The organism is Aquamicrobium sp. YD-1-mutant5 (assembly GCF_059509755.1).
In genome coordinates this window covers 412,747-426,599 of record NZ_JCAKKP010000001.1, presented here as the reverse complement: position 1 = coordinate 426,599, position 13,853 = coordinate 412,747, and the positions used below count along the sequence as shown (strand labels likewise).

Here is a 13,853-nt window from a genome sequence, read left to right as displayed (position 1 = left end):
GTTGGCAAAGGGAAGCGGCTGATCCTCAGACACTCCCGCGCAGGAGATCGGCAACCTTTGCACTCACAGCTCATCCGCGGAGTGCGAAGCTTCATGGCCGACAGTCCGGCTGCCCCATCCTGTCGTTGAGCACGGTCCCAGAGGTTTAGTAGAGAGGCTCCTGAAACAGCAGCTGGTCGCCATCCATCAGCGCCTTCACCTGCGATTTTCCAGCCTTTGAAACGGCGACACGCACGGCGAAGGGACGGGTGCCCATGTCCCGCTCGATAGCGCGCCCCTCGCCCTCGGGCAGATAAAAGCGCTCAATACCGTAGGTCACACGAACCTCTCCCTGCATATGAACGCGGTTCAGCGCAGGTATCTGCCCCGCGATGTCCACTTCATCGGCGTCAGCAGGTGCTGGCGGTGGCTTCACCCATGCATTTGCAGCTTCCCAATATCCATCCCCCGCCTTGTGCAGGCGCACGGTAATGGTGGTGCGCGTTGCAAGCTCTTCGTCAAGCTCATCGATATCCGCAATTATCGAAAGCGGAATGCGCGAGATGCCGTAACTGAGGATCACATAGTCGCCGCGCAAAAGATCGCGCGGATCGACCGGTTCGACTTTCAGGAGCACCTCGCGGCCATCCCGCAGCACGGCAGCGCGGTCCACGATCATCCAGCCCAGAAATATGATCTGCACAAGCGCCAGCCCAACGGAGGCGAATATCAGCTTTCTGCCGCTGGTCATGCCCGGCCCCCATCCGTCCGGGTCTGCCCCATCCGCTTTTCAAGCCTGAGGATGATTACGGCGAGCAATCCCAGCAGCACAGCGGCGAACAGGAAGAAGCCGGCGGTGCCCAGCATCGTGCCCATGGTGACCCCATATATCAGGCACAGTTCGAGAGCAAAGGCGAGATAGGCAATCCAGCGAAGCCCACGGCTGGTCCTTCCCTGCAGAACGATCGCTGCGACGATGCCGGCCAGCGTCACCGCAGCGGCAACGACAAAAGTGCCCTCGCCTTCAAGTTCGATCTGAAGCAGGGCCATTGCGACCAGAAAGCCGATAAGTGCGTGAACAGGCAAACGCCCGCCAAGACGCACGACATTGTCCACCTCGCGCGGCGCGACATGTGCGACGGCAAACAACCCAGCCGAAACGCAGGCCATGACAAAGCCGTTCTCGATGATGTTTCCGTCCACCACCAGCCAGCTTGCATAGGCGATGACCGACAGCAAAATGAGGTGGCGGGCCGTGGCACTTTGCGTCCAGTAGGAAATGGCGAACAGAACCGCTGCAACCGGCAGGAACAGATGCGGCGTGGCCACATGGGAGAAACTGAACAGGCCGCCCGTGAGCAGACCGGCAAGCCACGCATCAATAATGCCGACTGCGGCAACGGTAAGCGGACCGGAACGCAGGACGATGGCCGCCAGAGCCGTTGCCGCGCACCAGGTCAGCATAGCGGCGGATTCGTCGCCGGAAATATGATACATCTGGCCGATAAGGGCGAGGGAGCCGCCGAAGGCTGCAGCCGCGACGATCCACAGCGCCTCGCCGATTGCCCCGTGCCCTCTGCTTCTGAAGGTGGCGCCTCCCACATAGCCGCCGGCTATCACGGAAAACAGCGCGCCGACGCGCAGCAATCTGGGAAAGGCTTCCCAGTTGGCGGCAACGAAGATGAGGATTGCCGCACCAAGGAGCAGCGCCGCCATCATCGCAAGGACAGTTCCCGACCCGAAGCCCTGGCGGTCACGGCTCTCGGCGTCGGCAAGCAGTTTTCCGGCCGTTCCGGTATCGATCAGCCCATTCGAGACCCAGCGCTCAACATCCTGTCGCAGCCGCACGACATAGCGCGCCATATGCTTTTTCCATTAAAAGAGTGGGATTACCAAGCATGCATTCCAAAGCGTTGTTCGAACGTGCTTTTTCGAATTTGACCTTTTTATGTCGGACCCGTGAAGGAGCCAAGATATTGCATTGCACAAATTGCATTGCTGCCATGCGCCATCTGCTCTTTCAAAGCGGGACGGGTCATCCTATCTAGGCTGTGTACCAAGACGAACGAACTCGCAAGAACAATAAAGAGAACGACCATGAACCTGATCCGCAATTACCGCAACTGGCGCCGCTATCGTGAAACGGTTTCCGAGCTGAGCCGCCTGAGCAACCGTGAACTGACCGATCTCGGCATCAGCCGCAGCGACATCCACTTCGTCGCCCGCAAGTCGGTCTGATTTCTTCGGGGTGATCATCTCACCCCGAAGAAAATTCTGGGAATATGGCGATGAGGCTGATCCAAAACTTTCGCAGATGGCGCGCATGCCGCAGCGCTGTGATTGAACTGGGTCGCCTTTCCAATCGCCAGCTTGAAGACCTTGGCATAGCGCGTCACGAACTGGCGTATCTGAGCCGTAAGGTTTTCTAAAACGGAATTTCGTCGAAGCGACCTCCTCCCCGCTTCGACGGATAAGGTCAGCCCTCCTCCTCCCAATAAGGCTGACCACCCTAACGGCGCCCGCCGGACCTCCTCCCCCGGCGGGCGTTGTTAAGAATTCAGCTCTTCAAAGAGCAAGAAGTTTCGTCGAAGCCTACCTCCTCCCGGGCGACGACGATTGGTCGATCTTCTCCTCCTCCCTTGATCGACCACCCTAACGACACCCGCCGGACCTCCTCCCCCGGCGGGTGTTGTCGTTTGTGGGGACCCAAGCCCGAACATTGCATTCCACGCTGCAACGGATTAAGTGCGCGGCATGACAATCAAGCCCATTCACATCATCGGCGGCGGTCTTGCCGGATCGGAAGCAGCATGGCAGGTGGCGCAGGCCGGCGTGCCGGTCATCCTCCACGAAATGCGTCCGGTTCGCGGCACGGACGCGCACAAGACCGACGGGCTGGCCGAGCTGGTCTGTTCCAATTCATTTCGCTCCGACGATGCCGCAACCAACGCGGTCGGGCTTCTTCATGCCGAAATGCGGCTGGCCGGATCGCTCATCATGCAATCGGGCGATGCCAATCAGGTGCCGGCGGGCGGCGCGCTTGCCGTCGATCGCGACGGCTTCTCGCAGGCCGTGACGGCAAAGCTGGAAGCACACCCGCTCATCACCATCGCCCGGGAAGAAATGACGGCATTGCCGCCCGAAGACTGGGATCAGGCAATCATCGCCACCGGCCCGCTGACATCAGCCGAACTCGCGGCTGCCATTGCCGAAAAGACCGGCGCCGATGCGCTGGCATTCTTCGATGCCATTGCCCCGATCATCCACTTCGAAACCATCGACATGAACGTGGCATGGTTCCAGTCGAGGTATGACAAGGTTGGTCCCGGCGGCACGGGCAAGGATTACATCAACTGCCCAATGGACAAGGCGCAATATGACGCTTTCATCGAAGCGCTGATTGCCGGCGGCAAGACAGAATTCAAGCAGTGGGAAGGTACGCCCTATTTCGACGGCTGCCTGCCGATCGAGGTGATGGCCGAGCGCGGACCCGAAACCCTGCGCCACGGCCCTATGAAGCCGATGGGGCTGACCAATGCACATAATCCCGCGGTCAAGCCCTACGCAGTCGTGCAGTTGCGGCAGGACAATGCGCTTGGCACGCTCTACAACATGGTCGGCTTCCAGACGAAGCTGAAACATGGCGAGCAGGTGCGAATTTTCCGCACGATTCCCGGGCTGGAGAATGCGGAATTCGCGCGTCTGGGTGGGCTGCACCGCAACACCTACATCAACTCTCCTCAATTGCTGGACGACACGCTGCAGCTCAGGGCCCGGCCCGGCTTGCGGTTTGCGGGACAGATCACCGGCTGCGAGGGTTATGTGGAAAGCGCTGCCATCGGCCTGCTCGCAGGCAGGTTTGCCGCTGCTGCGCGTCTTGGCCGCCCGCTTTCCGTACCGCCCGTTACCACAGCCTTTGGCGCGCTTCTCAATCACATCACCGGCGGACACATCCTGTCGGATGATGAGCCCGGCAAGCGTTCTTTCCAGCCGATGAACATCAATTTCGGACTTTTCCCTCTGGCGGAGGTGCCGAAGGTGGAGGGCAAGCGTTTGCGCGGCAAGGAAAAGACCATTGCCAAAAAGCAGGCAATGTCGGCACGTGCCTTGCAGGATTGCGCCGCATGGCTTGAGACGGCCAAGGCTGCCGCAGCCGCTGAATAGCGCACCCAAATTAGTCGCGTTATGCAGAATCAGGCGGCGCGCCTGATATCGCTTGGTTTTCGCCTGCCGTTGGCCCCCAAATGGTAGCCGCTTTCGGTGGAGTGACTACCGCCATCCTCTCATCGCATGGCGCCACAACAACCAGTGGCGTCGCAGATGCGAGAGCGAAACTCGCCCTTCCAGCACGGCGACCTCCCTGCCTTCCATGCGATGCAGCAGGCCGGCCGTCAGGGCAAGCGGCAGAAAAGCGGGCCGCAGTGAGACAGGAAGCGAGACCGCGCCTTTCCGAAAGGCAAGCAAATGCTCACGCGCCAGCGCAATCATCGCCGCGACGGCACCGGCAGCACTTTCCCGGTTTTCCCCTTTGATGAACTCCGTGGCCGATGTGCCTACGGCGCCCAGAATATCCGCCGGAATGAAACATTGCCCTCGCGCCCGGTGCCTTGGCAGCAGCAGAAGCAGGCCCGTTATCGCCTGCGCGCAACCGGCATGGCCTGCCAGCTCGCTAAAGCCGGGCGCCTTCTCAGCATCCAGAATGATGGATGAAAGCTGGATCAGTGCCGATGCAGTCTCCCCGCAATAGCCTTCCAGATCCGTGCGGGAGGGCATGGGATCGTCATAGAGATCGAATATCCGTGCCTCGAGATAATTCTCGAATGCATCGATCGGAAGATTGTATGTGCTGATCACATCGCGCAGGGCATCTGCGATGGGCTGGCCCGTTTCCGGGCTGCCTGTGGGCGCGCCAAGAGCATCACGCCACCACTGCAGGCGCACTTCACCGGGCAAAGCCTCTCGAATGCGATCCCGCACACCCGCCACCTCTGCATTGAACGCGTAAAGCGCCATCAGCGCATCGCGTTTCTCCGGCGGGGCATAAAGTGCAGCCAGATAGCGGTCATGGTCGGCCTCTCTTACAGCCTCCGTAACCAGTGGATGGGTGGTATCCATGGCTGTCAATCGACAGCGATGAAGGCAGCGCCGACTGCACGATTATCCGCAAGCAGCACATTGTATGTGCGCACGGCCGCTCCGGTCGACATCGGGTCCGAGGCTATTCCGGCTTGTTTGAGCGCTTCCCGCAGCGGCTTGGGCAACGGCCGCAGATCGGGTCCCATACCGACCAGAAAAACTTCCACATCGGCAGCTTCAGCGAGCAGTCGATCGAAGTCTGCGACCGTCAGGCTCAGGGGATCAGCCGGCTCCCACCCGTAAATACCGGATGGGAGGCACAGGATCGAGCCTTTGTGCGACATGTCGGCAAAGCGAAAACCGCCATTGCCGTACGCCTCGATGGGAGCGCGGCCTGGGAAATGCGCCTTGCGCATGACGATACCCTGTCCCATCGGCTCTCACCGCTGCTCAAAGGATTCAGCCACGCCCGTCATTCACGCCCCTGACGCCGGCGCAGGAGCGGAGCCTGCGCTCTTCTTGGTGCCCTCTTCCTTCTCGAACATGTCCGGCCGGAGCTTGAACAGGATCAGCATGGGGCCGGCAATGAACACCGACGAGTAGCTGCCAACAAACACGCCGATGATGATCGCGAACACGAAGGAGGAAATGACCTCGCCACCGTAGAAATAGAGCGCAAGGAGCGCCAGTAGCACCGTCAGGCCGGTCAGCAGCGTTCGTGACAGCGTGTGGTTCAGAGCCAGATTGATGATCTGCTCGATCGGCATCTTCTTGTACTTCCGCAACATCTCGCGGATGCGGTCGTAGATAACGACGGTATCGTTGATCGAGTAGCCGACCACGGTGAGGATCGCCGCAATGGACGACAGATTGAACTCCAGTCCGAAGAAGACATAGATGCCCACGATCACGATCACGTCATGCGCCGTCGACACCACGGCGCCAACGCCGAATTGCCACTCGAACCGGAACCAGATGTAGATCAGCAACGCCAGCATCGAAGCGAGAATACCCAGGGTGCCTGTGCGTGCCAGTTCGCTGGAAACGGTTGGACCCACGGTCTCGACACGCCGGAAGTCGTAATCGTCAAGGAATTCGCCCTTGATCTTCTCGACAGCAGACTGTTCGGCATTGTCGCCGGCATCCTGCGCGGCGACGCGAACCATCAGTTCGCCCTGATCTCCGAATTCCTGAACCTGAACGTCGCCCAGATTGAGCTGCTCAAGGCGCGAACGGACATCCGCCGCATCGGCCTGATGCGACTTTGCCTGTATCTCGATAACCGAGCCACCCTTGAAGTCGACGCCGTAGTTGAAGTCCTTGACGAACATCATCCCGATAATGGCGATCGACACGACACCGGACAACGCGAAGGCCCAGTTGCGCAGCTTCATGAAAGGAAGGGAAGGCTCAAGAGGCAGGTAATGCACAAGCCCCTTCGGATATTCGGTCGGCTTGGAACGCTTGATCCAGAACGCCACCATCCAGCGCGTCAGCGTGAAAGCGGTGAACACGGTGGTGATGATGCCGATGCCGAGGGTTACCGCAAAACCGCGAACCGGGCCGGTGCCGACATAGAACAGGATGACGGCGACGATGAAGGTGGTCAGGTTGGCATCAACAACGGTTGCCAGCGCCTGCTTGAAGCCCTGATCGAACGACTGGACAATGGATTTTCCATACGCCCTCTCCTCGCGCACACGCTCGAAGATGATGATGTTGGAATCGACGGCCATGCCCATTGTCAGCACGATACCCGCGATACCCGGCAGCGTAAGCGTCGAGCCAAGCAGCGTCAGAATGGCGATCATCATGGCAACGTTGGCCGCCAGCGCCAGATTGGCGATAAGACCGAGTTTGCCATAGACCAGCAACATGCAGATGATGACGAGCGTGCCACCCACCAGCGAGGCGAACTTGCCGGCGTTGATGGAGTCCGCACCGAGGCTCGGACCGACCGTGCGCTCCTCCACGATCGTCAGCGTCGCGGGCAGAGCGCCGGCGCGCAGGAGAACAGCCAGATCATTGGCGGTCTGTGGTGTGAAGGACCCGGAAATCTGGCCCGAACCACCAAGGATCGGCTCGTTGATGCGCGGGGCGGAAATCACCTGATTGTCGAGAATGATGGCGAACAGCTTGCCGGTATTCTGCTGCGTGGCCTGACCGAAGCGCGATGCGCCCTTCGAATCGAAGCGGAAAGACACCACCGGCTCGTTGGTCCGCTGGTCGAAGGTGGCCTGCGCATCGACGAGGCTTTCGCCGGAAACGATCACACGGTTTTCGATGAGGTAAGGAACAGGCGGATCGTCGCGCGAGAACAGCACGGTCGAACCGGCAGGCGGACGGCCTTCCATGGCTTCCTGAACCGGAACGCTCTGATCGACCATCTGGAATGTCAGCTTGGCCGTCTGGCCCAGAATGTCCTTCAGGCGTTCAGGGTCCTGAAGTCCGGGAACCTGAACCAGAATGCGATCGTCACCCTGACGCTGAACGATTGGCTCGGTCGTGCCCAGTTCGTTGACGCGGCGGCCAACCACCTCGATCGACTGGTTGAGTGCAGTCGCCGTACGGTACTGAATGCCGGAATCGGTCATGGTGAAGCGGAGCAGGCCGGGCTCCGGCTCGTCCATCGACATTTCGGTCACGCTTCCGGAACCGAACAGGCCGGAAGAAACCGGTGTGGTCAGCGACTTCAGCGCTTCCTTCGCTGCCGGCACCTGTCCGGCGTCGCGAATGCGCACCTGCACCACTTTGCTGGTGCCCGACAGGCCGGTGTAGCCGATGCGGGCATCGCGAAGCTGCGTCCTGATTTCATCACGCGCACTTTCGAGCTGCGCCTTGATCAGGTCGTTCGTATCGATCTTGAGCAGGATGTGCGAGCCACCCTGCAGATCGAGCCCGAGTGTCATCTGCCGCGTCGGAAACCAGTTCGGCAGCGAGGACAGCAGAGACTGCGGATAGAGGTTGGGTAGCGAAAACAGCACGCCCAGCAGGACGACGGCCCAGATCGAAAACGTCTTCCAGCGCGAAAAATAAAGCATCTGTCGAAAACCTGTTGGCGTGCCCGTGGGCCATGTGATGAGGGCCATCGGCCCCCATTACGGTTATTTCTTGGCGTTCTGGTTCGCGACCGGCTCGCCCTTGACGCGAACGTCAGCAATGGTCGAACGCAGCGCCGTCACTTTCATGCCGCCGAGGTCGATTTCCAGCTCATTATCGTCGATGACCTTGGTCACTTTACCGATGAAGCCACCGCCGGTGACAACGGTATCGCCCCGACGAATAGCCTGCAGCATCTCGCCACGCTTCTTCATCTGCGCGCGCTGCGGGCGGATGATCAGAAAGTACATTACCACGAAAATAAGAACGAAAGGCAATATGCTGATGAACATATCGGGTGCGCCGCCTGCGGCCTGCGCATATGCCGGGGTCACGAACATGAATAACTCCTGGATAAAAAGGAAAGCCGTATTCCGGCCAGAAAATCCGGCCGGAATATAGTCGCTCAAGCAGCCATTGCAACCGCGCTGCGCGCCCAATCCCGCGCTTTTCGCGCCAATCGACCCATGATACAGCCTTCTCAAACCCATTGGATAGCAGAAGAAATACGCCAACCATGACCGACACTCCACTCGATGCCCTGAACAGCAAGCTCGATCGCCTGATTGAAGCGGTAAGCCGTCTGGCTCCCGCAGAGGTTCCGAAAAGCGACATCGATGCCGCCGATTGCTTCGTGTGGCAGGCAGAACTGTCGTTTCTGGAGCCGGTTCACAGCGTGAACAGGGTGGACATCGACCTCATCAAGGGAGTCGACCGGGTGCGCGACATTCTGGTGGACAACACCGAACGCTTTGCAACCGGCTTTCCGGCCAACAATGTGCTCCTGTGGGGCGCACGCGGCATGGGAAAATCATCGCTGGTCAAGGCGGCGCACGCTACGGTCAACGCATCCGGCAAAGCCACCTCGCCGCTCAAGCTCATCGAGATTCATCGCGAAGACATAGACACGCTGCCAAAGCTGATGAGCCTGTTAAAGGCAGCGCCGCACCGATTCATCCTGTTCTGTGACGACCTGTCGTTCGACCATGACGACACGTCCTACAAATCTCTCAAAGCAGCGCTGGAAGGCGGCGTCGAGGGACGACCGAACAATGTGATCTTCTACGCCACGTCCAATCGTCGCCATCTGCTGCCTCGCGACATGATCGACAATGAGCGCTCGACGGCCATCAATCCGTCCGAAGCGATCGAAGAAAAAGTTTCCCTCTCCGACCGATTCGGATTGTGGCTCGGTTTCCACAAATGCTCGCAGGATGATTATCTGGCTATGGTGGACGGCTATGCCAGCCATTACGGGCTGGATGCCGACAAGGACTCGCTGCGTGCGGAGGCACTTGAATGGGCAACCACCCGCGGAAGCCGCTCCGGTCGCGTGGCGTGGCAGTTCATTCAGGATCTGGCAGGCCGGATCGGCAAGCCTCTGTCGAAGATCTGATCCTGTCGCGGCATTCACGCCGCAACTGCGTGAATGCTGACGCAATCGCTGTTTCGCAAATGCGCTTTCCAAAGACGAAAAACCCGCCCCATCGCAGGGGCGGGTGAAGTGGCGGGGCAGACTGGAGGTCAGGAAGACCCGCCAACAGTTCCTGTTGCCTATTCCAGATAGGTTGACGGGTCGACCGGGGCCGAATTCTTGCGGATCTCGAAGTGCAGCTTCGGCGCATTCGCATTGCCGCTCATGCCCGAAAGCGCGATCTGCTCGCCGCGCTTGACGGTCTGGCCGCGCTTGACGTTCAGCTCGCTGGCATTGCCATAGACAGTCACGAGGCCGTTGTCGTGACGCACCAGAACCGTGTTGCCGAATTCCTTGAGGCCGTCGCCGGCGTAGATCACCACACCGTTCTCTGCCGCCTTCACAGGGGTGCCCTTCGGAACGGAAATATCGATACCGTCTCCGCCAGGTCCGCCAAAGCCCGAAATCACCCGACCCTTGACCGGCCAGCGCATCTTGCCGATTCCGGTGGAATCAGGAGCTTGCGCACCATCGTCCTGAACCTGATCGAGCGCCTTCGTTGCCTGTTTGGGCGGTGTGTAGGAAGCGACCTTCTCGCTCGCGGTCTGCTGCGGAGCGGGCGGCGTCGAGGCGGTCTTTACCGGATCGACATTGGCCGGGGTCTTCACCGCAGCGACAGCCGTGGTTGCGGCGGCTGTCGCGCCCGGCACCTTCAGGCTCTGACCGATACGAATATTGCCATCAGCAAGGCCGTTCGCCTGCTGCAGGGCAGCGACGCTGACGCCGGTCTTGCGCGATATTGCCGAAAGCGTATCGCCCTGCTGAACCGTGTAGGCTCCTGCTGCGGCAGCGACTGCCGGTGCGGGCTTGGCCGGGCTGGCCGGCTGCGGCACTGCCGCGACCTGCTGGGGCTGGGAAACCGGCTGGGTAGTGCGGTCGGCAAGACGCTGCGCTTCCTGCCCTGCCGTCTGGAACGGCTTGTTGGAAGGAACCGGCACCTGCTGCTGCGCCACGGAAGCGGTCGTGGTCGTATCGAGGCGGGGCGCGGTCGCAACCTGCGCCGGAGCTGGCGCAGCGGGAACTGCGGCAGGAGCCGGAGCCTGTGCTACTGCGGCGGGCTGCGACGGCGGTGGCAGCGAAGAACGCCCGACCGATCCGGAACCGTAGCCGCCGCCTGTATAGACGGGCTGCTGGGCGGCAACATCGCCCGGATATGGCTGGGAAACATTGCCATATCCGCCAACATTGGCCTGCGGTGTGGATGCGGTGGTTATCCCGTCGAGACCATCGGTAAACCGCATGGCACCCGAACTGCAACCCGACACGACGGCGACGACCAAGAACATGGCGCATCCGCGCGCCAGATTGCGCCTTTTTGCCTTCAAAATGCTGAATTGCATGACACTGACCCGCGCTGACCCGGAACGAACTGGGTACGATTAAAGCGCGTTAATGTTACTGGTCGGTTAAGCCATTCAATTCAGCGTAAAATTTTCCTAAAAAACGCTGATCAGATGACAGAGGCAATTCCGGGGATAAGCGGCTGCAGACGCACCACGCCGATGTCTTCGCGCTCGAAGCGGCTGCCCACCTTGGTGAGTTTGGCGACGAGCTGCTCGCCTTCCGCCGGCCCGACCGGCGCTATGACAAGCCCGCCGCTCGACAATTGTTCAAGCAGGAAACGCGGGATGCTCTCGAACGCAGCCCACACCACGATGCGGTCGAAAGGACCTTCATTGTGGAGACCGTTGGAACCGTCGGCGTGGCGCACGATGACGTTGGAAATGCCCAGCGCATCGAAACGCTGCCGCGCCTGCTCGGCCAGCGTCTTGTAACGTTCGACTGTAATGATGCGGCCCGCCAGCCTGGACATCACGGCTGCCGTGTAGCCCGAGCCCGTGCCGATCTCCATGATCCGCATGCCCGGCTCCAGCCCCATGGCCGCGAGGATGGCTGCCTGTATGTCCGCGCCTTCGATCGCCTCGCCGCACTCGATCGGCAACATGCGTTCCGACCAGGCGACATTGCTGAACTGTGGAGCCAGAAAACCACGGCGAGGTGTGGCTTCTATCGCGGCAATCAGAGCTTTCGGGACTGTTCCCTTGCCACGCAGGCGAAGCAGGAAGGCTGCGAACCCCTCGCGATCCTCATCTGTCATGCAAGCGCCTTGGTCAGCTGATCGCGGATTTCATATGCGGTGAAATCAAGCTGCAGCGGAGTGACCGAAACATAATCATTCTCGATGGCATGAATGTCGGTACCGGTCTTGCCGTTGCTTTCGCCCCTGCCGAACCGCATCCAGTAATAAGGGAGCCCCCGGCCATCGCGGCGCTCATCGATCCACAGGCGGTGGACGACCTTGCCCTGCGATGTCACCTGCGTACCCTTCACATCCTGCGCGGCACATTTTGGGAAGTTGATGTTGATGAGCACACCTTCCTGATGCGGCATCGCCAGCAGCTTCTTCAAAAGATCCGGAGCCAGCGCCTCGGCGGTTTCATACGGCACGACGCGCTCCTCGCCATCATGCGTGTAGGACTGGCTGAGCGCGATCGAACGGATGCCAAGCAAAGTTCCCTCCATCGCACCGGCCACCGTTCCCGAATAGGTCACGTCATCAGCGATATTGGAGCCGGAATTGATGCCTGACAGAACAAGATCGGGCAGGCCCGGCAGCACCTTGCGCGCGCCCATGATGACGCAATCGGTGGGGGTGCCGCGCACGGCAAACCGCTTCTCGCCGATCTTGCGCAGGCGCAGCGGTTCCGAAATCGACAGCGAGTGCGCGTAGCCGGACTGATCATTTTCAGGTGCCACCACCCACACGTCGTCGGACAATGTGCGGGCGACGCGTTCCAGTGACTGAAGACCCTCGGCGTGGATACCGTCGTCGTTCGTAAGCAGAATACGCATCTATCTCACTTCTATCTTTTCGAGGCCGCCCATATAGGGCCGCAGAACGTCAGGGACAGTGACCGAGCCGTCCTCGTTCTGGTAATTTTCCATGACAGCGATAAGCGCACGGCCCACCGCCACCCCCGAACCATTGAGCGTATGGACAAAGAGGTTGCCTTGGCCATCCTTGTCCTTGTAGCGGGCGTTCATGCGGCGCGCCTGAAAGTCCCCGCAGACGGAGCAGGACGAAATTTCACGATAAGTCTTCTGCCCCGGCAACCACACCTCGATGTCGTGCGTGCGGCGTGCGCCAAAGCCCATGTCGCCGGTGCACAGAACCACGGTGCGGAACGGCAGGTCCAGCCGCTTCAGCACATCCTCGGCGCAGGCCGTCATGCGCTCATGTTCCTCGATCGAGCTGTCGGCATCGGTGATCGACACCATCTCGACCTTGTAGAACTGGTGCTGGCGCAACATGCCGCGGGTGTCACGCCCGGCCGACCCGGCTTCTGAACGGAAGCAGGGCGTCAGCGAGGTGAAACGCAGGGGCAGCTTTTCGTGCGCCGTGATCTCCTCGCGCACCAGATTGGTGAGCGGCACCTCGGAGGTGGGAATGAGGCCGAGCCTGCCATCGCCATGTGGCACGAAGAACAGGTCTTCCTCGAACTTCGGCAGATTGCCGGTTCCGAACAGCGCGTCATCGCGCACCAGCAGCGGCACCTGAACCTCGGTGTAGCCGTGCTCGGTAGTGTGCAGATCCAGCATGAACTGGCCAAGCGCACGCTCCAGCCGCGCAAGCTGACCCTTCAGCACGGTGAAGCGCGAACCGGAAAGACGCGCGGCGCGCTCGAAATCCATCATTCCGAGCCCTTCGCCGATGTCGAAATGCTCGCGCGCCCAGTTCGCAGGCACCGGCACCTTGCCGACCTTGCGCAGCTCGACATTGTCGTTCTCGTCCTTGCCGACCGGCACATTGTCCAGCGGCAGGTTCGGGATCACCGCCAGCGCGTCGTTGAGCGCCTTGTCGAGACGGCGCTCCTCCGCCTCGCCATCCTGAATGAAGGATTTGATGTCGCCGACCTCGGCTTTCAGCTTCCCGGCCAGTTCCATGTCCTTTGCGGCCATGGCCTTGCCGATTTCCTTAGAGGCGGCGTTGCGGCGTTCCTGCGCCTGCTGCAGCTTCAGCACATGCGTGCGGCGCGCCTCGTCACCGGCAACGATCGCATCGACTGTCGACTGCGCATCCGCCTGCGACCAGGAGCGCTTCTTCAGCGCTTCAACCAGAGCGTTGGGGTTCTCGCGAATCCACTTGATGTCAAGCATGGCAGGCCGTTCCTTGGTGAAGTGTCATGGGCCTAAACCGCATCCGGAGACGTTTCAAGCTTGGGAC

14 protein-coding genes are annotated in these 13,853 nt (G+C 60.5%); 4 read left to right on the top strand and 10 right to left on the bottom strand.

What is annotated here, in order from left to right; all coding sequences use genetic code 11:
• Nucleotides 1-145: 145 nt before the first annotated feature.
• Both AC5XE7_RS02090 and AC5XE7_RS02085 read right to left on the bottom strand, forming a co-directional pair.
• Complete coding sequence (locus AC5XE7_RS02090) at nucleotides 146-730, bottom strand: GDYXXLXY domain-containing protein (RefSeq protein WP_495364354.1); 585 nt, start codon at nucleotides 728-730, stop codon at nucleotides 146-148.
• Nucleotides 727-1,842 (bottom strand): DUF2157 domain-containing protein, encoded by a 1,116-nt coding sequence (locus tag AC5XE7_RS02085; protein WP_495364355.1) that lies wholly within the window; start codon nucleotides 1,840-1,842, stop codon nucleotides 727-729. The genes AC5XE7_RS02090 and AC5XE7_RS02085 overlap by 4 nt, the downstream gene beginning before the upstream one ends.
• A gap of 234 nt (nucleotides 1,843-2,076) precedes the next feature.
• On the opposite strand from AC5XE7_RS02085, the gene AC5XE7_RS02080 reads away from it, so the two are divergent.
• The 3 genes from AC5XE7_RS02080 to trmFO all read left to right on the top strand — a co-directional run bounded on the left by AC5XE7_RS02080 (nucleotide 2,077) and on the right by trmFO (nucleotide 4,143).
• Nucleotides 2,077-2,217, top strand: coding sequence for a DUF1127 domain-containing protein (locus AC5XE7_RS02080; RefSeq protein WP_183830007.1), 141 nt, complete (start codon nucleotides 2,077-2,079; stop codon nucleotides 2,215-2,217).
• A 44-nt stretch (nucleotides 2,218-2,261) separates the two neighbouring features.
• Entirely contained in the window at nucleotides 2,262-2,408 is a 147-nt protein-coding gene (locus tag AC5XE7_RS02075; RefSeq protein WP_495917613.1) for a DUF1127 domain-containing protein, read from the top strand.
• A gap of 325 nt (nucleotides 2,409-2,733) precedes the next feature.
• Entirely contained in the window at nucleotides 2,734-4,143 is a 1,410-nt protein-coding gene (gene trmFO, locus AC5XE7_RS02070; RefSeq protein WP_495364356.1) for a methylenetetrahydrofolate--tRNA-(uracil(54)-C(5))-methyltransferase (FADH(2)-oxidizing) TrmFO, read from the top strand.
• A 105-nt stretch (nucleotides 4,144-4,248) separates the two neighbouring features.
• On the opposite strand, the gene AC5XE7_RS02065 is transcribed toward trmFO, so the two are convergent.
• From AC5XE7_RS02065 to yajC, 4 genes are all read right to left on the bottom strand, one after another.
• Entirely contained in the window at nucleotides 4,249-5,094 is an 846-nt protein-coding gene (locus tag AC5XE7_RS02065) for a phytoene/squalene synthase family protein (RefSeq protein WP_495364357.1), read from the bottom strand.
• A 5-nt stretch (nucleotides 5,095-5,099) separates the two neighbouring features.
• A complete protein-coding gene (locus AC5XE7_RS02060) occupies nucleotides 5,100-5,489 on the bottom strand; it encodes an Mth938-like domain-containing protein (RefSeq protein ID WP_287946753.1) in 390 nt (129 codons plus the stop codon).
• 42 nt (nucleotides 5,490-5,531) lie between these two features.
• Nucleotides 5,532-8,096, bottom strand: coding sequence for a protein translocase subunit SecDF (secDF, locus tag AC5XE7_RS02055; protein WP_495364358.1), 2,565 nt, complete (start codon nucleotides 8,094-8,096; stop codon nucleotides 5,532-5,534).
• A gap of 63 nt (nucleotides 8,097-8,159) precedes the next feature.
• Nucleotides 8,160-8,495, bottom strand: a complete 336-nt coding sequence (yajC, locus tag AC5XE7_RS02050; RefSeq protein WP_239801007.1) for a preprotein translocase subunit YajC — start codon at nucleotides 8,493-8,495, stop codon at nucleotides 8,160-8,162.
• Between the two features lie 176 nt (nucleotides 8,496-8,671).
• Here yajC and AC5XE7_RS02045 point away from each other — a divergent pair, with 176 nt between their 5' ends.
• Nucleotides 8,672-9,550: an ATP-binding protein gene (locus AC5XE7_RS02045; RefSeq protein WP_495364359.1), complete on the top strand. Its 879-nt coding sequence runs from the start codon at nucleotides 8,672-8,674 to the stop codon at nucleotides 9,548-9,550.
• A 158-nt stretch (nucleotides 9,551-9,708) separates the two neighbouring features.
• Here AC5XE7_RS02045 and AC5XE7_RS02040 read toward each other — a convergent pair whose 3' ends face one another.
• From AC5XE7_RS02040 to serS, 4 genes are all read right to left on the bottom strand, one after another.
• Nucleotides 9,709-10,914: a peptidoglycan DD-metalloendopeptidase family protein gene (locus tag AC5XE7_RS02040; protein WP_425291439.1), complete on the bottom strand. Its 1,206-nt coding sequence runs from the start codon at nucleotides 10,912-10,914 to the stop codon at nucleotides 9,709-9,711.
• Nucleotides 10,915-11,078: 164 nt separating this feature from the next.
• Nucleotides 11,079-11,726, bottom strand: coding sequence for a protein-L-isoaspartate(D-aspartate) O-methyltransferase (locus AC5XE7_RS02035; RefSeq protein WP_280197349.1), 648 nt, complete (start codon nucleotides 11,724-11,726; stop codon nucleotides 11,079-11,081).
• Nucleotides 11,723-12,481 carry a 5'/3'-nucleotidase SurE gene (surE, locus tag AC5XE7_RS02030; RefSeq protein WP_183829985.1) on the bottom strand — a complete coding sequence of 253 codons (759 nt, stop codon included), beginning with the start codon at nucleotides 12,479-12,481 and terminating at the stop codon, nucleotides 11,723-11,725. The genes AC5XE7_RS02035 and surE overlap by 4 nt, the downstream gene beginning before the upstream one ends.
• Nucleotides 12,482-13,786, bottom strand: a complete 1,305-nt coding sequence (serS, locus tag AC5XE7_RS02025; protein WP_495364360.1) for a serine--tRNA ligase — start codon at nucleotides 13,784-13,786, stop codon at nucleotides 12,482-12,484.
• Nucleotides 13,787-13,853 lie beyond the last annotated feature (67 nt).